This window comes from Spirosoma areae (genome assembly GCF_054781775.1).
This window is the reverse complement of the sequence record NZ_BAAGTT010000027.1, coordinates 290,380-312,970: the sequence shown is the minus strand read 5'-3', so window position 1 is coordinate 312,970 and position 22,591 is coordinate 290,380. Positions and strand designations below refer to the sequence as shown.

15 protein-coding genes are annotated in these 22,591 nt (G+C 50.7%); 9 read left to right on the top strand and 6 right to left on the bottom strand.

Annotation, left to right across the window (positions count from 1 at the left end):
• Positions 1-4 precede the first annotated feature (4 nt).
• Positions 5-3,106 carry a sensor histidine kinase gene (locus ACYVI1_RS15425; protein ID WP_460911508.1) on the bottom strand — a complete coding sequence of 1,034 codons (3,102 nt, stop codon included), beginning with the start codon at positions 3,104-3,106 and terminating at the stop codon, positions 5-7.
• Positions 3,107-3,234: 128 nt separating this feature from the next.
• Positions 3,235-4,149 (bottom strand): LEA/WHy family protein, encoded by a 915-nt coding sequence (locus ACYVI1_RS15420; protein ID WP_460911506.1) that lies wholly within the window; start codon positions 4,147-4,149, stop codon positions 3,235-3,237.
• 141 nt (positions 4,150-4,290) lie between these two features.
• On the opposite strand from ACYVI1_RS15420, the gene ACYVI1_RS15415 reads away from it, so the two are divergent.
• Complete coding sequence (locus ACYVI1_RS15415; RefSeq protein WP_460911505.1) at positions 4,291-5,076, top strand: META domain-containing protein; 786 nt, start codon at positions 4,291-4,293, stop codon at positions 5,074-5,076.
• Between the two features lie 160 nt (positions 5,077-5,236).
• Positions 5,237-8,671, top strand: a complete 3,435-nt coding sequence (locus ACYVI1_RS15410) for a ThuA domain-containing protein (RefSeq protein ID WP_460911504.1) — start codon at positions 5,237-5,239, stop codon at positions 8,669-8,671.
• A gap of 259 nt (positions 8,672-8,930) precedes the next feature.
• Here the strand turns inward: ACYVI1_RS15410 and ACYVI1_RS15405 are convergent, their stop codons facing one another.
• Complete coding sequence (locus ACYVI1_RS15405; RefSeq protein ID WP_460911503.1) at positions 8,931-10,370, bottom strand: serine hydrolase; 1,440 nt, start codon at positions 10,368-10,370, stop codon at positions 8,931-8,933.
• Between the two features lie 293 nt (positions 10,371-10,663).
• Between ACYVI1_RS15405 and ACYVI1_RS15400 the strand changes: the two genes are divergently transcribed.
• From ACYVI1_RS15400 to ACYVI1_RS15390, 3 genes are read left to right on the top strand one after another with little or no spacing between them, the layout of a single operon-like run.
• Complete coding sequence (locus ACYVI1_RS15400) at positions 10,664-12,631, top strand: hypothetical protein (RefSeq protein WP_460911502.1); 1,968 nt, start codon at positions 10,664-10,666, stop codon at positions 12,629-12,631.
• Between the two features lie 55 nt (positions 12,632-12,686).
• Entirely contained in the window at positions 12,687-13,142 is a 456-nt protein-coding gene (locus ACYVI1_RS15395) for a MarR family winged helix-turn-helix transcriptional regulator (protein ID WP_460911501.1), read from the top strand.
• A 47-nt stretch (positions 13,143-13,189) separates the two neighbouring features.
• On the top strand, positions 13,190-13,756 hold the full coding sequence (locus ACYVI1_RS15390; protein WP_460911500.1) for a YceI family protein: 567 nt from the start codon (positions 13,190-13,192) through the stop codon (positions 13,754-13,756).
• Between the two features lie 85 nt (positions 13,757-13,841).
• Here ACYVI1_RS15390 and ACYVI1_RS15385 read toward each other — a convergent pair whose 3' ends face one another.
• Together ACYVI1_RS15385 and ACYVI1_RS15380 are read right to left on the bottom strand one after the other, a co-directional pair.
• The gene (locus ACYVI1_RS15385) at positions 13,842-15,227 is read right to left on the bottom strand and encodes an alpha-L-fucosidase (RefSeq protein WP_460911499.1); all 1,386 of its coding nucleotides are present in this window, start codon (positions 15,225-15,227) and stop codon (positions 13,842-13,844) included.
• A 112-nt stretch (positions 15,228-15,339) separates the two neighbouring features.
• Positions 15,340-16,608, bottom strand: coding sequence for a hypothetical protein (locus tag ACYVI1_RS15380; RefSeq protein WP_460911498.1), 1,269 nt, complete (start codon positions 16,606-16,608; stop codon positions 15,340-15,342).
• Positions 16,609-16,714: 106 nt separating this feature from the next.
• Between ACYVI1_RS15380 and ACYVI1_RS15375 the strand changes: the two genes are divergently transcribed.
• The 4 genes from ACYVI1_RS15375 (at position 16,715) to ACYVI1_RS15360 (ending at position 21,410) form a co-directional block, all read left to right on the top strand.
• The gene (locus ACYVI1_RS15375; RefSeq protein ID WP_460911497.1) at positions 16,715-17,227 is read left to right on the top strand and encodes a DUF2911 domain-containing protein; all 513 of its coding nucleotides are present in this window, start codon (positions 16,715-16,717) and stop codon (positions 17,225-17,227) included.
• Positions 17,228-17,238: 11 nt separating this feature from the next.
• Positions 17,239-18,372 carry a LamG domain-containing protein gene (locus ACYVI1_RS15370; protein WP_460911496.1) on the top strand — a complete coding sequence of 378 codons (1,134 nt, stop codon included), beginning with the start codon at positions 17,239-17,241 and terminating at the stop codon, positions 18,370-18,372.
• Positions 18,373-18,734: 362 nt separating this feature from the next.
• Positions 18,735-20,513 (top strand): ATP-binding response regulator, encoded by a 1,779-nt coding sequence (locus tag ACYVI1_RS15365; protein WP_460911495.1) that lies wholly within the window; start codon positions 18,735-18,737, stop codon positions 20,511-20,513.
• Between the two features lie 342 nt (positions 20,514-20,855).
• Positions 20,856-21,410 (top strand): RNA polymerase sigma factor, encoded by a 555-nt coding sequence (locus ACYVI1_RS15360; RefSeq protein ID WP_460911494.1) that lies wholly within the window; start codon positions 20,856-20,858, stop codon positions 21,408-21,410.
• Between the two features lie 57 nt (positions 21,411-21,467).
• Here the strand turns inward: ACYVI1_RS15360 and ACYVI1_RS15355 are convergent, their stop codons facing one another.
• Positions 21,468-22,550 (bottom strand): M20 family metallo-hydrolase, encoded by a 1,083-nt coding sequence (locus tag ACYVI1_RS15355; RefSeq protein WP_460911493.1) that lies wholly within the window; start codon positions 22,548-22,550, stop codon positions 21,468-21,470.
• Positions 22,551-22,591 lie beyond the last annotated feature (41 nt).

Sequence of the window (22,591 nt, the reverse complement as noted above, 5' to 3'; positions counted from 1 at the left end):
GCAATCAGGCCGAAACAGGTACCGAAATCTCGACGGTGGTCCCTTCCTGTTCAATTGATGTCAGCGAGAAATCGCCTTTCATCAGGGCGGTCCGCTGTTTGATATTCACTAAGCCGTTGCCCGACGACTGACTAACCAGCGAGGGCGTGAAGCCGCGCCCATCGTCGCGGTAGGTGAGCCGCAGGGTGGGCGCTTCGTAAGTGAGTTGCAGCCAGACAGCGTTGGCGTTGGCGTGCTTCAGCGCATTTTGCAACAACTCCTGCACCACCCGAAACAGGTTTATTTCGACGCTTTCGGGCAATGTTTGTGGAACATGCTGCGGCTCGAATGTCACCGTCAGGCGATGGCTTTCATTAATCAGGTCCACCATTTCAATAATCGTCTGCACCAACCCCGCTTCGGCAAGGCTTCGCGGGTGCATGTCGTGGATAATGCTGCGAATCTCGTCAATTGACGACCTCAGCACGGCCAGCGAACGGGCTTTCAGGTCATCGACTGAACCAGTAGATGTGCCCAGTGAGGTCAGGTACATCTTCAGAACGGCTAAGTTGGTTCCCACACCATCGTGCAGTTCTTTAGCAAACCGCTGTCGTTCAAGCTCCTGCGTTCGGATGGAAAGGGCCAGTTCGTGTACCCGGCGGTCGTTTAGCTGCCCGATTCGATACCGGTAAACGCCGTAAAGACCGCCCAGCAACAGCGCAATCAACGCCACCCGAAACCACGCCGTTTCCCAAACAGGTGGTTTGATCAGGATGGCCAGCGAAGCCCCCTGCTCATTCCAGACCCCGTCGTCATTACTACCCTTTACCCGAAACACATAGTTGCCCGGTGGCAGTTTGGTATAATTCGCCACGCGCTGGTGCCGGGCCTGTACCCAATCGGGGTCAATGCCTTCTAATTTATATTGGTACTGGTTTTTTTGCGTGTTGGAGAAATTAAGGGCGGCAAACTCAAACGCCATAAAATTCTGGTCGGGGTCGAGCGTCAGGCGAGCCTGATTTGGGTTGTAGGCACTATCGAGTACGGTCAGGCCCGTAATTCGGACCGGCGGCACAAAGGTGTTCTTCGTTAATTGCCCGGTTTTGAAATAGGTAATGCCGTTGACACCTCCAAAAAACAGCGTGCCGTCAGGATGGCGGTAGCATACATTGGTATTGAACTCATTGCTTTGCAGACCATCCGATACATCATAGTTTTTCAGAACACCCTGCGTAGGCGAAAAGCGGGTCAGCCCCTGATTGCTGCTCAGCCATAAATACCCTTCATTATCTTTCAGGATGCCATAAATCACATCGTTGGGCAACCGAAAAGCCATTGGCCCCTGCTGACTCGTATACTGTTTTGTGATAACCGATCGAACTAAATCGAGGGTGAACAGGCCGCAGTCCGTACCGATCCACAGGGTTGAACCATCCTGCAGCAACGAGCGGATATTCAGACAGGACAGGCCATTGGTAGCCGTAAAGGCTTTGATTTTCTGCGTATTACGGTCATACTGAATCAAGCCTTTACCCAGCGTACCGAACCAGATTAACGCGGGCGAGTGCTGATAGACCAGTCTAATGTTGTAGGTCGAAATAGCACTTATGGCTGGCAGATCGTGCCAGTCTTTCCATTGTTTGGTTGCCAGATCGAAGCGTGTCAGCCCGCCATGCCCGGCCACCCAGATTTCTGCTGGACGCCCCATTGGCCCGTTCAGCATGTGAGCCGCATAGGCATACTTTTGTTTGTGCGGCCCAGCCACCGGATATACCCGAACGGTTTGTCGGCGCGGGTCATACTGCGTCAGTTCGCGCCAATTGGCAAACCACAGGTTCTTATCTGAATCGGCCGTAATAACCCGCACTTCGTTGTGCATGGCGCTGGCTGTTGGAGCAACCGTTTCGGCGAACGACGTAATGGTTCTGGCCGGGATCGAATACCGGGCAAAGCCGCCGGTTTCAGTACCGATATAAAGCTGGTCATCCAGCCCGAACAGCCTGAAAATCATATTGTCGGGCAAACCCTGCGTCCGATTTTCGGCCCGTTGCTGAATCAACCGAAACGAAAATCGGTGGGGATCAGATTTGTCGACGCCCTGGCTGCTGCTGCCCACCCAGATGATTCCCTGCCGGTCCTGATAGAGCCGCCAGACAAAATCCTGGCGCAGGCTTTGGGGATTGTTCGGCGCGTGGCGAACATACGTAAACCGACCTGTTTCGGGATGATAAATAGAGATACCGCCGGTTCGGGTGCCGATCCAGACGCGCCCGGCCCGGTCGCACAGGAATGTTACGACATCGTTGCTGCTCAGGTGCCGGTCCGTATTGCCCAGCTTAACATGAAAAATAGTGGGCTGTTCGGAGGCCGGGTTTTCCAGCCGGAAAGCGCCATCGTCGGTCGTGCCAACCCACAAACTCCCCCGCTTATCGAACAGAATTTCCTGAAAAAGTGATTTGGTTTTTAATTGGTCGCGTGCCTGAATGGGGGTAAACCGGTCTCGCTGTGCATCATATCGGTACAGTTCATCGAAGGTCGAAACCCAAAGTTGTCCATCGGGTGCAAGCCGGCAGCTTTGCAGGGCATTGTTGTTGGGAAAATAGGTTTTGACTTTTTTCAGAGCCGGATCAAAGCAAAAAAGGCCGTGCGCTACCGTTTGTATCCAGATTCGGCCTTGCCGGTCTTCGATGAGTTGCTGAATAGGAACAGTATCTACCGCGTGCCGAATGCCGAAGGTTTGGGTGAAGCGGCTTGTCTGCCCACTCCTGCGGTCGTACAGATTTAGCCCGGCGCCCGTACCAATCCACAGCCGCCCGTGCGAATCGGCCAGCAGAGTCTGCACCAGATTACTGTTCAACGATGCCGTCTGACCCGTTCTGAAGACCTTAAAGCCATAGCCATCGAAGCGGTTGAGGCCGTCCTGGGTAGCAAACCACATAAAGCTATCGTAGCTGGCAATGTCGTTTATCGTACCCTGCGAAAGGCCTTTCTCCTGCCCATAGTGCTCAAAGGACACTTCTTCCTCTTCTTTCTGACCCCACTCGCCCAGCCGGGCTGGCGTGGCTCGCAGTTGACCACGCACCGTAAGCGAACACCCCCAAATAAAGGCATAGAGCAAATACCGCATGAACCTTCAGAGTAGGTGATTACCCCGGTCGTGTTTTGTTCGATCCGGGTGTGTCCCCTAATTTACGGTAAATATTTTTCCGGTGCGTTTCTACTGTTCGGGCCGGGAGAAAGACCAGGTCGGCCATGTTACTTTTTCAACTCCTTCAAATCGGCTAACGTGCCTTTTATCGTGGCTACGAATTTACTGTCCTGAAACATTTTATCGCCCTCTTTATCAACAAGTTTGCAGCGAAAATTGACCAGATAGGTCGTGTTTTTTTTGTCGAACAGCAGTTTGGGCAGCACATTCAGCGTTTTTCCGGGCCGGGCCGTTACCGGAAAAACAACCGGCGTTGTCGCCTGCGCTTTAATCAGAATCGGGTCGGGCTGGTGTCCGTCCGCAATTTCCTTCCCATCAATGGTGACGGTGTAACGGGCGTCGGTTATGTTGAAGGGAAACTTATTTTTATTCGTCACGCGCACCGTTGTCGCTACATCGGTTCGCTTCAGGCCCAACGGGCCAAAGTCAATATCGTCAATCTTAATTTTGGGGATATAAACCGTTGGCAATCGTTTTTCCATCGTAATAGCGAACGTTTTTTCGCCCAGAATCGGGATATCGAGGGCAAAGGACGAGCGTACTTTGTAGGTTGTGCTATCAATGCCTTTTTGCTCCAGTGTTTTAAGCACCTTCGTCATTGTTTCAGCCTCCAGCTTAATGGGCAGCGTAATCAGCGTGCTGTCGCCGGATTTAAGCTCAATCGTTTTTTTATAAGCATCTTTTACAACGGGGGTATCGGCAATATAGACCGTATAATCCATCTGATGCGCTTTGAAACCTACCGGTAAGGGGTTATCAATTAGCAGGTCCATCGTCATCAGGATGGCCCCATCGTTAATATCGGTAATGTTCATGCGGCCTACTTCCAGCCGGGGCTTTAGGGTATCGTCGTAGGCGCCACCTTCACTCAACTGCTCATTTTTTATGTTTCTATACCATACATAGGCACCAATGCCTCCAATCAGTACCAATAGGAGCGCAACAATCCATCCCTTTTTCATAACGTGTTGTTTCCTTAATAAGAAAAGGTAACTATTGATTACTGCAGACTGTTCTAATCCTGATTATACGGTGAGGGGAACGTTAAACTTTTCCGGGCGAACCAGGTCTTATTTATAGAATTTATTTAGGCTCCACGCACAATGCGCTTTATTCTGTTTGGTCTGTTACTACTCACTGCCGCCTGCCGCCGTCCGTCATCGCAATTTGCGGCTATGCTTACACCGGCAAACCAACCCGCCGACTACACCCGGTACCTGAAAACGGGGGATGAACTTGTGGCAATCGGCAGTGAACCAACCTGGTCGCTGACCGTCAACCCATCAAAAGGAACAGTGCGTTTCAGCGTATTAAACGGCGACAGTACTAACACGGCCGTTCCCGAACGCCAGACTGATACCGACGGTACATTCCGGTATAGGGCCCGATCCAACGTATCGACCGCTGATTCGGGGCAGCTAAACGTAGTTTTCCGGCCCGATAGCTGTGTCGACAACCTATCGGGGCAGCAGTACGACTACCGGGTTCATGTCAATTTTCGGGGAAAGAATTATGTCGGTTGTGGGGCGTCGCTGCGGCAGCTTACGTTGCTCCAGGACAATTGGGTGCTGACCGAATTTCAGGGACGTCCGGTTGCGGCCACGGACCCAAAAAACGAATTGCCCCACCTGGAAATTTCACTCACCGAAGGGCGTGTAGCCGGAAGTACGGGCTGTAATCGATTGACCGGCACTGTGAAGGCCGACACCCGGTCCATTCTGTTCGGACCCCTGGTAACCACCAAAATAGCCTGCTCAGGAGACGTTGGGGAGCGGGAACGCAACTTTTTGAACGACTTACGCACCCCGCTCGCGTATCAGGTGGGCGATTTAAAATTAACGCTGCTCCGGGGTGGAAAGCCAATTATGGTCTTCAAAAAAGTAGATTAACGGCTTTTCCTGCTTTATTTCCAGCGAACGCCTACACGGTAGCGTTCGCTTTTTCGTTAATTTTGTTCTTAGTAGAAGTCAATTGAATCACAAATAAGTTAACCTTTCCGATTGACGTTTAGTTGATTACATACTCAATCTGCATAAATCCCCAAACTCTATGAAAAACTCACGGCTCCCCTCCCGCGCCTTGCTGCTGGCGGGCGTGCTGGCAGTTTCTGTGTCCGGTGTTGATACATCGGCATGGGCACAACCAACAGCCAAGCGCACGACAGCCACCAAATCAACGATGGCTTCGGCTGGTAACCCTGTTGCCCTGAACCGGGTACTGGTTTTTTCCCGAACAAAGGGCTACCGGCACGCATCGATTCCGGTTGGCAAACGCGCCATTATGAAACTCGGTCAGGAGAACGGATTTGCCGTTGACACGACCGAAGACGCGGGCAAGTTTACCGAGGCAAACCTGAAACAGTACAGCGCCGTTATCTGGCTCAGCACCACCGGCAACGCACTCGATGATGCCCAGCAGGCTGCTTTCGAGCGGTATATTCAGGCGGGGGGCGGTTTCGTGGGTATCCACGCGGCTGCCGACACCGAATACGACTGGCCCTGGTATAATCAATTAGTGGGCGCGTACTTCCTGAACCACCCGAAACAGCAAAATGCCGAGATTGAGGTGATTGACAAGAGTCACCCGTCAACCAAAATGCTGCCCGACCGCTGGAAACGCTTCGACGAATGGTATAGCTATAAGAGCATTGTTCCCGAACTAAAAGTGCTGGCTAAACTGGACGAAAAGACCTACGAAGGTGGTAAAAACGGCGATAATCATCCGTTCATCTGGCACCGCGAGTTCGACGGTGGCAAGTCGTTCTACACCGGTGGCGGCCATACCGACGAATCGTATAGTGACCCTCTGTTTTTGCAGCACATTCTGGGCGGGATCAAATCCGTGATGGCCACCAGTCTGAAATTCGGGCAAGCCAAAACGCAGCCGTTTCCCGAAGAAAACCGCTTTGAGCAGCAGGTGTTGATTCAGGGTATGGACGAGCCGACCGAATTGGCCGTGCTGGATAACGGCAAAATACTCTATGCTCAGCGAAAAGGCGAACTAACCGTTTTTAACCCAAAGACGAAAACAAAAAAAGTAGTCGCTAATTTCCCCGTATTCAATAAGTTCGAGTATGGCCTGATGGGGCTTAACATTGACCCAAATTTCAGGCAGAATAAGTGGATTTACGCTTATTATTCCCCGCTAACGGGCAAGACTGTTGCCGACACAGCCCAGCATCTGTCGCGCTTTGTGTATGACGATGTAAAAGACACCCTTCTGCTGAGCACCGAAAAAGTGCTGCTGACTGTTCCAGTCAAGCGCGATGGCTGCTGCCACACGGGTGGTTCGATTGCCTGGGACCGTAAAGGGAATCTTTACCTGTCTACCGGCGATGATACGAATCCGTTCAACTCCAACGGCTTTGCACCCATTGACGAGCGGCCGGGCCGGAAAGGCTGGGATGCCCGGCAGACATCGAGCAACACGAATGACCTGCGCGGCAAAATTCTGCGTATTCATCCCGAAGCCGATGGCACCTACTCCATCCCCGATGGCAACCTGTTTCCCAAAGGCAATCCAAAAGCACGGCCTGAAATTTACGTCATGGGTAACCGTAACCCCTACCGCATTTCGGTTGACCAGCGCACGGGTTTTCTCTATTGGGGCGAAGTTGGCCCGGACGCCGGTGAAAACAGCGAAAAATACGGTCCACGGGGTCATGATGAAATGAATCAGGCGCGGCAGGCAGGCTATTTTGGCTGGCCCCTGTTTGTAGCCGACAACCGCCCGTATCACCAGCGCACCTTCGCCGACAGCACAACGGGGCCACTATTCGACCCCATGAAGCCCATCAACGATTCGCCCAATAATACAGGTCTGACGGAGTTGCCCCCAGCCCAGAAAGCGTATATTTATTATCCCTACGCCGAGTCGCCGGAGTTTGGTGAGATTGTTGGTAAAGGCGGTCGTAATGCTATGGGTGGGCCGGTTTATTACTACGACGATTACCCGGAGACAGCCGTGAAGTTCCCCCGGCATTATAACGGGAAATTCTTTGCCTACGACTGGATACGCGACTGGATACACCCCGTTACGATGAAGGAGAACGGCGACTTCGTGAAGATGGAACCGTTCATGTCCGGCACGAAATTCTCGCACGTGATCGATATGCAGTTTGCCAGTGACGGTTCGCTTTATACGCTCGAATACGGCCAGAAATGGTTTGGCGCCAACGCCGACGCCCGTCTGTCGCGTATTACGTACAATGCCGGGAATCGCAGGCCTGTGGCGATGTCCAGTGCGAATAAACTGGTCGGCGCGGCTCCGTTGACGGTGAAGTTCGACGCAAAAAATTCAGTTGACTACGACGGCGATGCCTTAAAGTACGAATGGTCCTTTGGAAACGGCATCCCTAAACAAACGACGGTTACGCCCACGGTCACGTTCACGAAGCCTGGGCTTTACCCTGCTACCCTAAAAGTGACCGACGCTGCCGGGAACGTATCGACGAGTAAAATAGAGATCAAAGTCGGTAACGATGAACCCAAAGTAGAAGTAGCGGTGGCCGGTAACAAAACCTTCTACTTTCCTAACAAGCCGGTTAAATACGCGGTAAACGTTGTGGATAAAGAAGATGGTACGCTGCAAAAAGGCATCAATGCCGACGACGTAACAATGACCATTGACTACCTCGAAGGCTTCGACAAAACGATGCTGGCCCAGGGGCATCAGGCGAACGCTGGCTTTTCGACCGGCAAGCGATTGATGGAGTTGAGCGACTGCAAAGCCTGCCATGCCATCGACCAAAAATCCATTGGGCCAGCCTATATGGATGTAGCTAAGAAATATAAAGGTACGCAGGCTGAAGCCAGACTGGCCCGTAAGATCATAACGGGCGGTGGTGGTGTCTGGGGCGAACAAGCCATGAGCGCGCACCCGCAACTGAAAGAAAGCGAAGCAACCGACATGGTGCGCTATATTCTCTCGCTGGCCGATGATAAGGCGGCCAACCGGCAGCCCCTCGCGGGCGATTACGTACCGGTTCAGCAGAAAAAAGACGGTTCGTACATCCTCACAGCCAGCTATACCGACCGGGGCAACGGGGCTATTGGCCCGTTGACCGGCTCAACTTCGCTCGCCCTCCGTTCGCCCTCAATGAAGGCTGTTTCGGCAGATACGAAGCAGGATATTTTCCAGTATGATATTCCGCAGATGGGACCAGCCGCTATCGGCACCAAATCGGGTAGCTACCTCGCCTTTAACGACATCGACCTAACGGGCATTCAGGGCATCACATCAACGGTATTTGCTCAGAACGAGCAGGTAGCCGGTGGTAAACTCGAAGCCCGGCTCGACTCGCCCACCGGCACATTACTGGGCGAAGCTGATGCCAAACAGGGAACAACAGGACCAATTAATCTGCCGTTCCGCCAGCCGGTTTCGGGAATTCATAAGCTTTATCTTGTTTTTGTGAATCCCAGCGCCGGACAGAAGGCTCTGTTTGCTGTCGATAAGGTTCAGTTCACAATGCAGGGAATGTAAGCATACCGACCTATTTTTATGAACCAAACCGCCCCGGCCATTTGTGGCCGGGGCGGTTTGGTTTCTACTATTGATCCGTGAATTAGTTTGTAAAGAATATGACTTCCTTTTTATGAACGAAGGCCTGCACCCATTTCCGAACGCGTAGGACAGCCTGAAGTCTGAGTGATGGTGGCTTGTGCTTCGGCGCAGGGTAGCCGTGCAGGGCCATCTGATTGTAGTTTACCATTGTCTATGCAACGCACAAATGTTTACAGAATCACTCACGGATCAATAAAGTTTTCAGTCTGTTTTTAGCTTCCTCGTTGTTTGGATTAATGGCGATAGCTTTCTGATAAGATGACATGGCATCTTTCTTACGATTTAACACCTCATAGGTTTTGGCAAGGCTCACTAACGCGATATCCCGCCCAGGAAATTCGGTGACGTTGTTTTCAAAAATAATTCGTGCATCTTCATACCGTTTCACTGTAAATAACTGATTGCCAAGCTGATCCATAGCGAGCCAATCGATGTAATACTGGCTCGTATCCGCTTTCATTCGTTTATAGTCTTCAACCGCTTTTCGGGCATCCTGAGTCGCGAGTGCTGTTTCTAAAACTTTGTGAACGGGTTGTTTCAGGACAATGGGTTTGTTATACAGAATTCGCATCAGATTAGACGTAATACCAAAGAAATGAGTCGGGGTGCTATTACAAAGGAAGACAATCAGGCTGTTGGTTTCCGGTATACGAATCAGGAACGACAGGAATCCATCGGTCATACCCAAATGATAGTTTGTAAAAACACTATCGGTAGCGGTATATTTAAACTGTTGATTAAACCAGCCAAATCCATAGCGCCACGGCCTGATACCTGGCGTAAACATCTGGTCCGTCAGTGTTTTATTCAGGAGTGAGTTATTCGTAATCGCCAGGTGTAATTTAAATAAGTCGTCGACTGTTGAATACAAATCGCCGGTTCCCATGGTATTCGACTGATCACGAAAATCAGCACTGGTATACCCTCCTAAACTATAATCATAGCCCGAAGCCCGTTGAGCCACAATCTGAGTATGGTAATAAGAGCCTGAATGGCTCATGCCAATTTTGTCGAAAATATCTTCTTTCATTAACTGGGCATACGATTTTCCCGTAACCCGTTCCATAATATAACCGAGAGTAAAATACCCCCAGCTACTGTAGTAATAGTTTGTACCAGGCGTAAAGACAAGTGTCGAGTCCATATATAAGTTTATGTACTCATTCCGGGTGAAATAGTGGCGACTAATTCTGGGAAAGAAGTCGTTGATTATATCATAATTCGGGAGGCCCGATGTGTGGTTTAAGAGTTGCTTTAGTTTGATACGACTACCGTTGTTTTTTGAGAACTCAGGTATATAATCAGCAATTGTTTTGTCCAAATCAATTAAGCCTTTCTGGACCTGTATGAGCATCAGAATAGCCGTCAGCGGTTTTGAGACAGAACCAAGCATGAACTTAGTGTCGGTCCTATTGGCTATATTCCACTCCCGATTGGCCATCCCAAAGGCCTGTTTATAAATGACCTTCCCTTTTTCGGCTACTAAAAGACTGCCATCGAACATGTTAAACTGATGATACGCCTTCATCAGCAGGTCCAGACGTTCTTGCTTACTTTGTGCTTTACTAAGCAGAAAAGCTAAGAAAAACAGGCAGATAAGTATAAAAAGTCGTCTCATCGTATTTTATCGCCAGCTCTGGAAATCTTCCCTGCTTCTTAAAACTGGCATGTATGTATAGTGTTAAACGTGTAGTTTGCTATTACCTGAGCAAAGCGTTAACGTTTATAGACTTACTTACGGATCAATAGAGCCGCCCAATCCTTATCAGTCCTGACTAAACAGGAAATTTGCGTTGCTGGTGAAGGTTTAACCTACATAAAAAGTTAGTTTAAACTCGTTACCTTTTCATTAACTCGTGTTCAGTTAAACCATTTCGCCGGAAAGTAGTCTATTTGTTGTTCTTTTCACCGATGCTTCGAGTGTATCCAACCGAAATTCTGCCCCAGCCACGCCTTCTTTTAGTGTGGCTGATGCTTGTTGTGGGCTGTGGTGCGGGTGCATTGGCTCAGTCTGATACAACGCTGCAGAATGCCCCTAAAATATTAGTAACCGACTCGCTGCCAACCCCCGCTTCGGTAGTGCCAGCGGATAGTGTTCTGATGCAGCGCGACAGTGTTTTTTATTCCCGTCTGAAAACGTCGATGTATAAACATCGGCTCACCCGTCAACTCTATGACGCCGTTTTTCAGGATGTTTATAATAGCCGATTAACGACGGGCGAAGTCAATCAACTCGAAGTGAATCCGTTTAAACTCTTTGAAGGGAAGATTATTGGCGATATTTACATTCGGCGGCTTAGTGTGTTTGGGCAAACCGTGTATGATACCCTGCGACAGCCCGGCAACTGGATTGAGCGAACAGGCAGCCGACTCCATACGAACACCCGCGAACACGTCATTCGGAATTCATACCTGCTGTTTCGGGCGGGCGATGCCGTAGACCCAAATGTTCTGCGGGACAATGAGCGGTTACTACGGTCTACATCCATTTTTCATGATGCCCGAATTCTGCTTATTCCCCGCAGCGGCAGCAAACAGTTTGTGGACGTGTATGTGATCACCCAGGATGTCTGGTCGTTGCTGCCCAACGGCGGATTTGGGGGCATCAATAATTTTAGCATCGGATTCGATCAGCTCAATTTCAGAGGCTTAGGCCATCAGCTTTTCGCTCAGTTTGCCTATTCGGGCCGAGACCCGCGCCAGAAAACAGAATACCAGGTTCGCTACAAAGTACCCTTTATTGGCAAGACGTTCCTGACGGCCCAAAGCGACCTGTTGTATCTGCGCGATCTAAAACAGGTGTCGGTCAGGCTGTTTCGCCCTTTTTTGACGCCCGATATGAAATACGCCGGTTCGATTGAACTAAACCACACGCAGGTAAACAATCGAATTATCACGCGGGACGACAGCGTTCTGCTTGTGCCGCTAAGCTATAATTATTCGGATATCTGGATAGGACGGTCGTTTCGATTATTTTACAGGCAACACGATTCGGACGAGAAAGGCCGTTCACGGCTCGTTCTTGCCTTACGACAAACCAATTATACCTACCTCAAACGACCCGACGTAACGGCGGATACCAACCAGATTTATCAGGATAGCCGAACTACGCTGTTTAGTGTGGGGTTCTCCCGCCGTAAATACGTCCGTGATGTGTTGATATACGGCTTTGGCCGCACAGAGGACGTACCCATCGGTGAGTCAGTAGCCGCCTTAGTTGGCTACGACAATGCGGAATTGGGCAAGCGGCTCTACAGCGGGGTGAATTTCTCGCAGGGCAAATACGTCCGGCGGGTGGGGTATGTGTATGGGTTGATAAGCCTGGGGGGATATGTTCGCTCAAAACACATTGAACAGGGCGTTTTCTCGCTCGAATCAAATTATTTCAGCCCACTAATGACCAGTAAATGGGGCAACATGCGCCACTTTTTCAACACGCGCTACACAACCGGAATTGGTCGGTTCGATAACGAATACGTGACCCTGGGCCGTAGCGGAAGCGGCACCAACACCGATGGCATCGATGTCAACAGCGATGCCCTGCGGGGCACGAAACGCTGGTTTATCAACTACGAAAATATTCTGTTCTCGCGGCTGAATCTGATCGGATTCCGGGTCGCTTTCATCACATTCGTTAACCTGGGACTGGTTAGTTTTCCGGATCGACCGCTGTTGCGTGGACCAATTTATCAGGGATATGGCATTGGATTTCGGTTACGAAATGAAAACCTGACGTTTAATAGTTTTCAGATTCGGCTGGCCTATTACCCCAATATTCCCGATAATACCATTCCATTCCGACAGGCTTTTGAGGGTATTCCCGTATTGCGGTTTCGGGATTTCGACTTGTCGGCCCCCCAAATTATTCCGTACCGGTAGAAAATAAGTGTATTTAATGTATCAACATTTAATGTAATTGTTCTATCTTTGTGCCATGTCCATTGAAACTGATATCAAACAGGCTACGCCATTTGTAACGCCTTATCATCGGGTGATGGTTAATTTGATATTTACCAGTAACTGGATGGTGGCCAGTCAGTCGTATCTGCTGAAACCGTCGGGGCTGACCTCACAACAGTATAACGTGCTGCGGATTTTGCGCGGCCAGCATCCGAACCCGGTGAAGGTGACCGACATTACAGAGCGCATGCTCGATAAAATGTCGAACGCGTCGCGGTTGGTTGACAAATTAGTGGCCAAAAAATTAGTGTTGCGTACTGAGTGCCCCAGCGACCGCCGGGCGGTCGATGTTGTCATTACAGACACTGGGCTGGCATTGCTGAAACGGTTGGATACGGATCTGAACGAGTGGGCCGACGAACAACGAAACAAATTGACCGAGGAAGAGGCTATTCTTCTTAGCCAGCTACTCGACCGATTACGCACTTAATGTATTTACCGTTCATTTTTTGTACACTTAATTTAACATACATCCCAATGAAAAAAGCTACCCTATTTGCCGCTCTGCTGTTCTCGTCAGTACGTGTTTTTGCTCAGGAGTGGACACTCGACAAAGCGCACGCTAACTTAGGCTTTACGGCGACCCACCTGATGCTGTCGGATGTTGACGGAAAATTCCAGACCTTCGACATTAAAATGACCTCGGCGAAACCCGACTTCACGGATGCTCAGATCGACGTAACGGCCGATGTGAACAGCATCAATACCAACCAGGAAAAACGCGATGCTGACCTGAAGAGCGATAAATTTTTCGATGCCGCCAAGTATCCAGCGCTAACCTTCAAAAGCAAGTCGATTAGCAAAGTGTCGGGCAATAAATATAAATTGATGGGCGACCTGACGATGCACGGCATAACGAAGCCCGTCACGCTCGACGCCACCCTTATTGGGCCAATTACGCACCCCATGAACAAGAAAACCGTTGCAGGTTTCAAAGTGTCGGGCGAAGTAAAACGATCCGATTTTACCTTAGGCACCATTCCAACCGCCGTTGTTAGTGATGAGATTGCTATCCGCGCCAGCGGTGAGTTCAGTAAGAATTAACTTAGTTCGTTTTAGTCCATAAAAAATCCCCGGCACCATCTGGCGCCGGGGATTTTTTATGGACTAAAGCCGGCCTGAAAACGACTCACTCACCTTCGCCCGCCGATGCCTTGAATACCCCCACTTCGGCCAGTTGCGCCGGGCCATTTAAACAGGTGAGAAACAGCCGTAACTTCGACGACTTTACCGCCGGGAAACGCAGAAGTCTCTTGTAACCTACCGTGGAAAAGGTCTCAATTGGTTTCCAGTCAGTGCCATTCCAGTACTCGACCCGCCCCCACACCACTCGTTGCCCATTGGCGATGTTTTCCTGAATCGAAATTCGGTCGAACGCGGTTTCATTACTTAACTCAATTGTCAGGGGTTGCATGTAATCCAGGCTTATGAACGTATCAAGTTGCTTATCAGTCAATTCAGGCTGTTTCGCAACCAGGTTTTTTTTGAACGTTGCATCCAGAATATCGCGAAACTCCCTCAGGCTGGCGATGTCGGGTTCTGACAGCAAGCCTTGCCGATTCGGCGGTACGTTTAGTAAGAGCAGGCTGTTCCGGCCCACCGACTTGTAATACAGATCGACCAGATTTTTACCTGGTCGCACTTTTGTGTCTTCTGCGGGGTGGTAAAACCAGCCGGGCCGGATGGATACGTCGGTCTCGGCCGGAACCCACTGTTTGCCTGATGAATCGCCCCGATTGAGGTACTTCGAATCAGCTTTACCCGGAGCTAAGCCGTCGGTATTGATGGTTGACCAGCAGGTTTCGCCCGCGTTACCTGCTTCGTTACCTACCCAGCGAACATCGGGACCAGCATCCGAAAACATGACTGCCTGTGGTTGCAACTGCCGCACCAACGCCCAGTACCCGTCGAAATCGTACGTCATATCTTTGGCGTTTTCGCCCTTTGCCCCATCAAACCAGACTTCTGAAATGGGGCCGTAATTGGTCAGCAATTCGCGGAGCTGACTTTTGTAAAAGTCGTTGTAAGCGGCTGTACCATAGCGCGGTTCGTGGCGGTCCCAGGGCGAAAGATAGACCCCGAATTTCAGCCCAAACTCACGGCAGGCATCGGCCACTTCACGCACAACATCACCTTTGCCGTTCTTATAGGGGCTGTTTTTGACAGAATGCTCCGTTAGTTTCGAAGGCCAAAGACAAAAGCCGTCATGGTGTTTGGCGGTAATGATGGCCAGTTTAAAACCGGCGTCGCGTAAGGTCTTAATCCATTGGCGGGCATCAAGTTTGGTCGGGTTGAAAATAGCCGGGCTTTCGGTGCCATCGCCCCATTCCTTGTCGGTAAACGTATTGACGGTAAAATGCAAAAACGCCGTTGTTTCGAGCTGCTGCCAATTGAGTTGGCGGGGTGTTGGCCGAACCTGCGACCCGTTGGGCTGGGTAGTTGCCGGCTGCGCCCGCAGGACCAGCACCGTTAGTAAACTTAGCCAAAATACACCGACACGGGTAAGTTGTTTCATACTGGTTAGGTTGCAATTTGGGTTTGGCAAAAAGTTAAACTTTGTGCAGATTCATCTCTTTAGCTGGCAAGTCATTTCTGATCTCGTCAACCGGTCGACCCTTATACCTTGTTCACTGAAACCGGGCATACTGTACCGCGCCCGTTCCCAAAAATCCGTAACGCAACCCAACCACCCGACCCGGATCGTCTGTAAAATTACCCTGATAAACACGCTGATTGTTCACGTATATGGTTGCCCGTTTTCCATGCACCTCATAGCGAACCGGTACCCACCGGCTGAAATCGACGCCGAAGCCCGATAAGTCGGTGGTCTGTCCACTGATTGGCCGGTTACCTACCACTAAATTTAATTCGCCCACGCACCCCGGTACCGACAAGGGAATCCGGTGGTACCCTTTCGTACACAATAGCATAATGCTAACGGGCTGACACACAGCCTGCCCCTGGCTAAACGTACTCCGCACTGCCGTCTCGAACACAAATTGACTGCCATCGACAACAACGCTGCTATCGACCCGCGACAGCAGCAGTTCGGGTGCTTTGTCTGTCAATGAAATTCCCAGTGTTTTCAGATCGGTAGCCGTAATCGACACTTCGCCTGGCTTTTCGACGATGTTTGCCCGTAGATATAGTGGAATGGGGGCGTGCTCAACCAGACCGAGCCAGCCATCCGAAGCCACAAAAACGTCGTGTTCGCGCACGATGGAGTCGTTTAGGATCAGTTTAGCGCGGTAGTAACCGGGTCTGTAATACGTACTGGCGTAGGTATGCCCCGATTTGTCGACGCGGGCGCAGAGTCGGGAGTCCCAGCTTTGCTGAATGAATACACTGTCGGCATTGGAATCGACAGCATCGTATTGAAACAGAACCGTATTGGGAACGCCTTTGGCCACCGGGCGGCTTGTAAATGAAACCTGACCGTAGCGCAGGGTCGTATCCCGCTGCCTGTAGGCCCACACAAAGCAAGTGAGTATCAGCAAACCAACGCATGATACAGCCATCCAACGCCGAATGCCGCGCGTAGTCACTGGCCGGGTAACCATCGGTTCAGCGCCGGGCAATTGTGCTGGTTCATCGGCCTGTCTGAGTTCGTAGGCAGACGGGCTGCCTACGCTGGTTTGCTGAAACGCCCGCCAACTAACGTGCCCAACAAAGCGGGCCAGCGTGTCGAGTGTGGTGGGTGTGGGCGAACTGTTGTAGCGAACCCGCCCCCAGAGCCGTTTGAGGGTACTGACACTAAGCGACACCCCCGTTTCGGCCAGAATCTGCTCGCTGAGTTGCTCAAAATCGCGGTTTTGCCAGTGCACGCTGTTGCCCCAGCCTACTTTCTGTTCCACCAACCGGCGGCACTGTACCCAGCTATCGTCTTCAGAAACCATTGGTAATCAGCGTGAACAAACATGAACAGATATGAACAACCGGCGCTAACCCTGCTTTGCGGGTCAAGCTTTACGTTTGCCTTGTTCTTAAACAAATATAAACAAAATGAACGCAAAGCAACTCCTGTTCTCCGTGGCCTATATGGTGGCTACGCTCACAGTAAACGCGCAAACTGACCCGGCCTCCCGCCCCAGCCCTCCTGCCCAGGCGAAAGCTACCGTTGGCGGTAAAACAATTACGATTAATTACGGTCAGCCATCGGTGAAAGGACGGGAAGTCTGGGGCAAACTTGTTCCCTATGGCCAGGTTTGGCGTACAGGCGCCAACGAAACCACCTCCATCGACTTTTCGGACGATGTAACCCTCGAAGGAAAACCGGTTGCCAAAGGCCGCTACGCCCTGTTCACCATTCCGAACGAAAAAGTCTGGACCATTATCCTCAACAAAACTATTAAATGGGGGGCCTTCACCTACAAACAGGATGAAGACGTGCTGCGGGTCAATGTGCCGGTGAAGCCGTCTAAAACGTTCTCCGAAAAAATGGCGTTCGCCATTTCCGACAAAGGCGTGGTGTCGCTGGCCTGGGCCAATGAGAAAGTTGATTTTACCCTGAAGTGACGAGAAAGACCATGAAAAAATTAGGCTTATTCACTTGCCTGCTGCTTTCGTTGTCGGCATTCGCCCAAAAAAAGAAACTGGTCAGGCCGATAGCAACGGCAGTTGTGACTGTTCCAATGGTGGCCGAACGGTGGAATGTTGGCCCGAAAACGGTTCAGTTTGTCACCTACAAATCGATTCCCGCCCTGAAAATCCTGCCGCCGGGGAAGGCGGTTTTAACTGATGTGGTGTTCAAAAACGGCACCATCGAGTATGACATCGCCCCCGAATCGCCACCCTTTACCGGCATCTATTTCAGGCGTCAATCCAATGAGGAGGCCGAGTATTTCTATCTGCGGGTTGGCCGGGCCGAAAACCCAATGGCTCTGGACGCCATTCAGTATGCGCCCGTAATTAAAGGCGTGAATCTCTGGGACTTATTGCCCGCCTGCCAGGGGCCGGCGCTGTTCAAACGCGGTGAGTGGAACCACGTTAAATTGGTTGTGTCGGGTCGTCAAATGCGGGTCTATGTGAACGACATGGCCCAGCCCACACTCGATGTGCCGCAACTGGAAGGTAACTCGACCGAAGGCGGCCTGGCTTTTGACGGGGCGGCCATTATTGCCAATCTGGTCATTAAACCTGACGATGTAGCCGGGCTGTCGCCCACCGAAGGACTTGATCCAACCCGCCATGACCCCCGCTATCTGCGTAAATGGGCCGTTAGCCAACCCATGCCCCTACCCAAAGGGCGTGAACTGACGACCGATGATTTCCCGAAGCCCGAAACCGCCTGGCAACCCCTTGAGGCCGAACGGTTGGGATTGGTTAATCTGACCCGCCTATTCGGAAAGAGCGAAAGTCGCCGGATGATCTGGCTGGCCATGAAACTTCGGGCCGGTGCCGAGCAAAAACGGCGCGTAGCGTTGGGTTTCAGCGACGAAGTATGGGTTTTTGTGAATGGTCAACTGGCTTACACGGATAAAAATTTATACCGTCAGCCCATCATGAAAGAGCCTGAGGGGCGGTGTTCACTCGAAAATTCTCACTTTATATTACCTCTCAAAGCGGGCGAGAACGAACTGCTGATTGGAGTAGCCAATGATTTTTTCGGGTGGGGCATCATCGCCCGGTTAGATACGATGGAAGGAATCGGCGTGGAGTGATTCAGTCACCCGGTGGGCGGCAAGTGGTAAAAACAGGGGTACCGGATAAACAGGACTTTAGCGAATAAGAGCAAGTCCTGTTTATCCGGTACCCCTGTTTTTACCACTTAAGATCGTCCTGTATTCCTCACCGTATCACCCTTTTTTATATACACACAAAAACCTATTGACTACTTAATCTATAAACTCATATATTAATACTGAGTTCAACGTAACTTTCAACTACCCGCCCCGTCTGATTAGAAATTAATACCCTGCAGGGCCTTGCTTTTATTCAAGTAATACTACATTAAGTTTATTTCATTAGATACATGCAATCGGTTATTATTTATTACCGACCGTTGATCGTACTAACATTAGTATTGACACAACTTCTGGTGAATATACTGTCGCAGTTCTTTTCATTGCCTCTGGGCCTTAATCTCTTTGGGCTGAGTAGCCTTATAGAGTGGTGGGCTATCCTTTTTTATATCGTACTTATTCTGGGCGTTGGGTATATATGGGTTCGATCGTATCTAAACGAGCAGGAAGCTAAACAGCTAAAAGCTGTGGACGCACTCAAAACGCTCTTTTTCACCAACATCACGCATGAACTCAGAACGCCATTGACCCTGATCCTGGCCCCGGTAGAACAGTTGAAGCAACGTTTAGGCGATGCCGACGATCAGCACCAATTAGAACTTATTAACCAGAATGCCCGCAAGTTATACGACCTGATCGACCAGTTGATGGACCTCTCAAAAGCTGGCGCCAAAGCGCTTCAGGTCGACGAAAGCCAGGGCGACATAGGCACTTTTGTGGCGCAGTTGGTGCATTCTTTTGACCAACAGGCGAAATCGAAAGGCATGCAGTTGACTTTTCGGGCCGATAAGCTGATGTCGCTCTATTGGTTCGATGCCGACAAGCTGGAACGGGTCGTTTCTAATCTGGTCGCAAATGCTCTGAAATTTACGCCCGCCCACGGAAAAGTAACCGTTAGCCTGACGGTTGAGACTATTTCTCAGCCCGACTCATCGGTGGGCGCTGGTTCGGCTCCGAATTCGTGGCTTCATCTTGAGGTAGCCGACAATGGGGTTGGTATTGTTCCCGATAAACTTCCCTACATTTTCGACCGGTATTACCAGGCTCACAACGCCAGTTTAGCCGACGAACTACCGGATGTGGGCCAGCAGAAAGGAACCGGCATTGGTTTAGCCCTGGTTAAGGAATTAGTTGAAATTCAGCGGGGCACTATTCAGGTTGTGAGCAAACGGAGTATCGGTACAACGTTTACCGTTTATTTACCCTGCCGCCCGGCTGCGTCGGTGCCCGCCACCACGCAGTTACCTGCGCTTCCGGCAGTAGGCCTGCCAAAGGTAAGCTCTGACGAATACCCACCCGGCGAAGAACCCATCATTTTAGTGGTGGAAGATAACCTGGCCTTAAGCGATTATATCGCCAATAGTTTGCCCGCATCTTATCAAATTCACCGGGCTATGAACGGAGCCGAGGGACTGAAAAAAGCCTTCGATATCATACCCGACCTGGTGATAAGCGATGTGATGATGCCAATTATGGATGGCTATACCCTTTGCCGCTGGCTGAAAGAAGATCCACGAACCAGCCATATTGCCTTTATTTTGCTAACTGCCAGAGCCTCGGTCGATAGTCGCCTGGAGGGTTTGTCTTTGGGAGCCGACGACTATATAAATAAGCCATTCCACATAGATGAGCTTCGGGTACGCGTGCGAAATTTATTGGATCAGCGCCATCAGCTTCAGCAGTGGGCGCTGGCCAGTATTAATAATCCAGACGCCCAGCCGACGCTGCCTGCTCCCACCGATCCGCTCGTTGAAAAGCTTTGTCAGATTGTAGAGCAACACCTCGATGAAACCGCTTTTGGCGCCGAAGAACTCATGGCAGCCAGTGGCATGAGCCGCATGAATTTACACCGGAAGCTAAAAGCCCTGACCGGTTCGTCGACGAGCGAATTCATCCGTAACTATCGACTCAAACGAGCCGCACAACTGTTGCGCCAGGGTCATACTGTGTCCGAAACGGCCTACTTAGTCGGCTTTGAAGACCCCTCCTATTTTACCCGTTCTTTCCGGAAGGTGTACAACGAGACACCTTCCGTATTTGCCCGTAATAATACCCTATAATATACTAATTCATTATTTACTTATACTAATACTATTGTTTGACTGAAAATTATACGAACAATGGTACACCAGTACCATTTTTTGATACAGAATTACCAGTCCTTCTACGTAGAGTCCCTGAACTTTGAGGTTGCATAAGGTTAAGCCTACACGGCTTACTGATAACACCAATTGTCTTATTAGTAAGAATCGCTAAGAAGCTATCCCGTTCACGTTCAGAAGGAATTCAATAAGTACAGGTCAATTTTTTCTGGTTGAGCAGCGTAACAGAGCGGCTGATTTACCCAATGGTTCACGTAGCTACGGGTCGTACCGACCCTCATTTTTACACTTCAGTATAGTATGAAAAATTTTCCTTTATCAGGCAAACCAAACGAATTGACAGGCCAGACTATTGACAATGTCGAAAGCTTCGACACCATTTATACGCGTTATTCAGGCAAGGTTTATCAGAAATGCCTGTTAATGACTAATGATACCGAGACTGCGAAAGATTTCACGCAGGATATTTTCATCAAGGTCTTCTTCAAACTAAATACGTTCCAGAATCGCTCGGCTCTGTCAACCTGGCTCTATTCGATTGCTCATAATTATTGCTTAGATCAACTCCGTGTGAGCAAACGCTTAGCCACCGAAGCCCTGTCAGACAGAATGATTAATGAGTTTACGGAGCCTGATCAGTCGGTGAGCGCACAGTGGCACGCCCTGGAGTATTCACTGAATGATTTGCCCAGCCAGGAAGCAGCCCTGCTGCGGCTTAAGTATGAAGATGGCTTATCAATCAAAGCCATCAGCGAGCGATACGAGGTATCGGAGAGCGCCATTAAGATGCGACTTTTACGCACCCGCGATAAATTGCAGGAACTTTGCACCAATCACCAACTATTGCTTCAATAATGCGTTTCCCCAACCCCCGCACCCGCTGAACCAGGGGTTAGGGAAACGCAGGAGTATCTACAGGACCTGCTCCAGCATCTGAATATAGCCACTCACTCCTTCTTCGATTTCGTGCAGGTGAATGTACTCATTTGCTGAGTGCGACCGCCCGGAATGGCCGGGACCACATTTGAGGGAGGGGCAGTGCAGAACGGCCTGATCAGACGTGGTTGGGGAACCATATGTAGACCGGCCCAGGGCAATTCCGGCCTGCACAATCGGATGGTCGACGGGAATGCCCGATGGTTTGAGCCGGATCGAACGGGGCCTCACCTCAGCCCGAATATTAGCCTTAATGATGTCAACCACTTCTTCCAGCGTGTACTGCTCCGTCACCCGCACATCGATCGTGAACGTGCAGGCGTCTGGCACAACGTTATGCTGCGTACCGGCGTTGATAATCGTTACCGAGAGCTTCACCGGCCCCAGCGTTGGCGATACCTTCGGAAAGGCATAGGTTGTGAGCCAGCCAATATCCTCAATGGCTCTGTAAATGGCATTGTCGCCCTCATCTCGTGCCGCATGGCCGCTAACGCCGTGTGCCGTGCAGTCGAGAACGAGTAGTCCCTTTTCGGCAATGGCTAACTGCATTTCGGTTGGTTCGCCAACAAGAGCAACGTTAATGGGTGGTAATTCGGGCAACAGAAGTTCCAGGCCATCGCGACCCGAAATCTCCTCCTCGGCAGAAGCAGCCATGATCAGGTTGAAAGCCATGCCTGGTCGGTTGTAAAAATGCACAAACGCTGCCAGTAGCGAGACTAAGCACCCGCCAGCATCATTACTGCCTAAGCCAAAGAGTTTTCCGTCGCGTTCCAGGGGGTCGAACGGGCTGAGTGTCCAGGAGGTATTGGGTTTCACGGTGTCGTGGTGCGAGTTCAGCAACAGGGTTGGCTTTGCCGGGTCGAAGTGGCGGTTCTGTGCCCAGACATTGTTTTTCAGCCGGTTGAACGGAATCTGCCTCATCCGGAAAAAATCCTCAATCAGCCCGGCCGTCTGGCCTTCCTCCCGGCTGTAAGAGGGGGTTGTAATCAGGCGTTTGAGTAGAACAAGTGCATCGGCGGCAAGGGCCCTGATATCCGTCGGCCTGTCTTGTTGGGTCATAAAAAAAGGCGTTGACTGCCCAAAGATACAGTCAACGCCTG

What these genes read in the sequence shown, in the direction of transcription:
- ACYVI1_RS15395 (WP_460911501.1), top strand. Translation starts at nt 12,687, where the DNA reads ATGTCCATTGAAACTGATATCAAACAGGCTACGCCATTTGTAACGCCT.
- ACYVI1_RS15390 (WP_460911500.1), top strand. Translation starts at nt 13,190, where the DNA reads ATGAAAAAAGCTACCCTATTTGCCGCTCTGCTGTTCTCGTCAGTACGT.
- ACYVI1_RS15360 (WP_460911494.1), top strand. Translation starts at nt 20,856, where the DNA reads ATGAAAAATTTTCCTTTATCAGGCAAACCAAACGAATTGACAGGCCAG.
- ACYVI1_RS15425 (WP_460911508.1), bottom strand. Translation starts at nt 3,106, where the DNA reads ATGCGGTATTTGCTCTATGCCTTTATTTGGGGGTGTTCGCTTACGGTG.
- ACYVI1_RS15415 (WP_460911505.1), top strand. Translation starts at nt 4,291, where the DNA reads ATGCGCTTTATTCTGTTTGGTCTGTTACTACTCACTGCCGCCTGCCGC.
- ACYVI1_RS15380 (WP_460911498.1), bottom strand. Translation starts at nt 16,608, where the DNA reads ATGGTTTCTGAAGACGATAGCTGGGTACAGTGCCGCCGGTTGGTGGAA.
- ACYVI1_RS15375 (WP_460911497.1), top strand. Translation starts at nt 16,715, where the DNA reads ATGAACGCAAAGCAACTCCTGTTCTCCGTGGCCTATATGGTGGCTACG.
- ACYVI1_RS15355 (WP_460911493.1), bottom strand. Translation starts at nt 22,550, where the DNA reads ATGACCCAACAAGACAGGCCGACGGATATCAGGGCCCTTGCCGCCGAT.
- ACYVI1_RS15410 (WP_460911504.1), top strand. Translation starts at nt 5,237, where the DNA reads ATGAAAAACTCACGGCTCCCCTCCCGCGCCTTGCTGCTGGCGGGCGTG.
- ACYVI1_RS15370 (WP_460911496.1), top strand. Translation starts at nt 17,239, where the DNA reads ATGAAAAAATTAGGCTTATTCACTTGCCTGCTGCTTTCGTTGTCGGCA.
- ACYVI1_RS15400 (WP_460911502.1), top strand. Translation starts at nt 10,664, where the DNA reads ATGCTTCGAGTGTATCCAACCGAAATTCTGCCCCAGCCACGCCTTCTT.
- ACYVI1_RS15405 (WP_460911503.1), bottom strand. Translation starts at nt 10,370, where the DNA reads ATGAGACGACTTTTTATACTTATCTGCCTGTTTTTCTTAGCTTTTCTG.
- ACYVI1_RS15420 (WP_460911506.1), bottom strand. Translation starts at nt 4,149, where the DNA reads ATGAAAAAGGGATGGATTGTTGCGCTCCTATTGGTACTGATTGGAGGC.
- ACYVI1_RS15385 (WP_460911499.1), bottom strand. Translation starts at nt 15,227, where the DNA reads ATGAAACAACTTACCCGTGTCGGTGTATTTTGGCTAAGTTTACTAACG.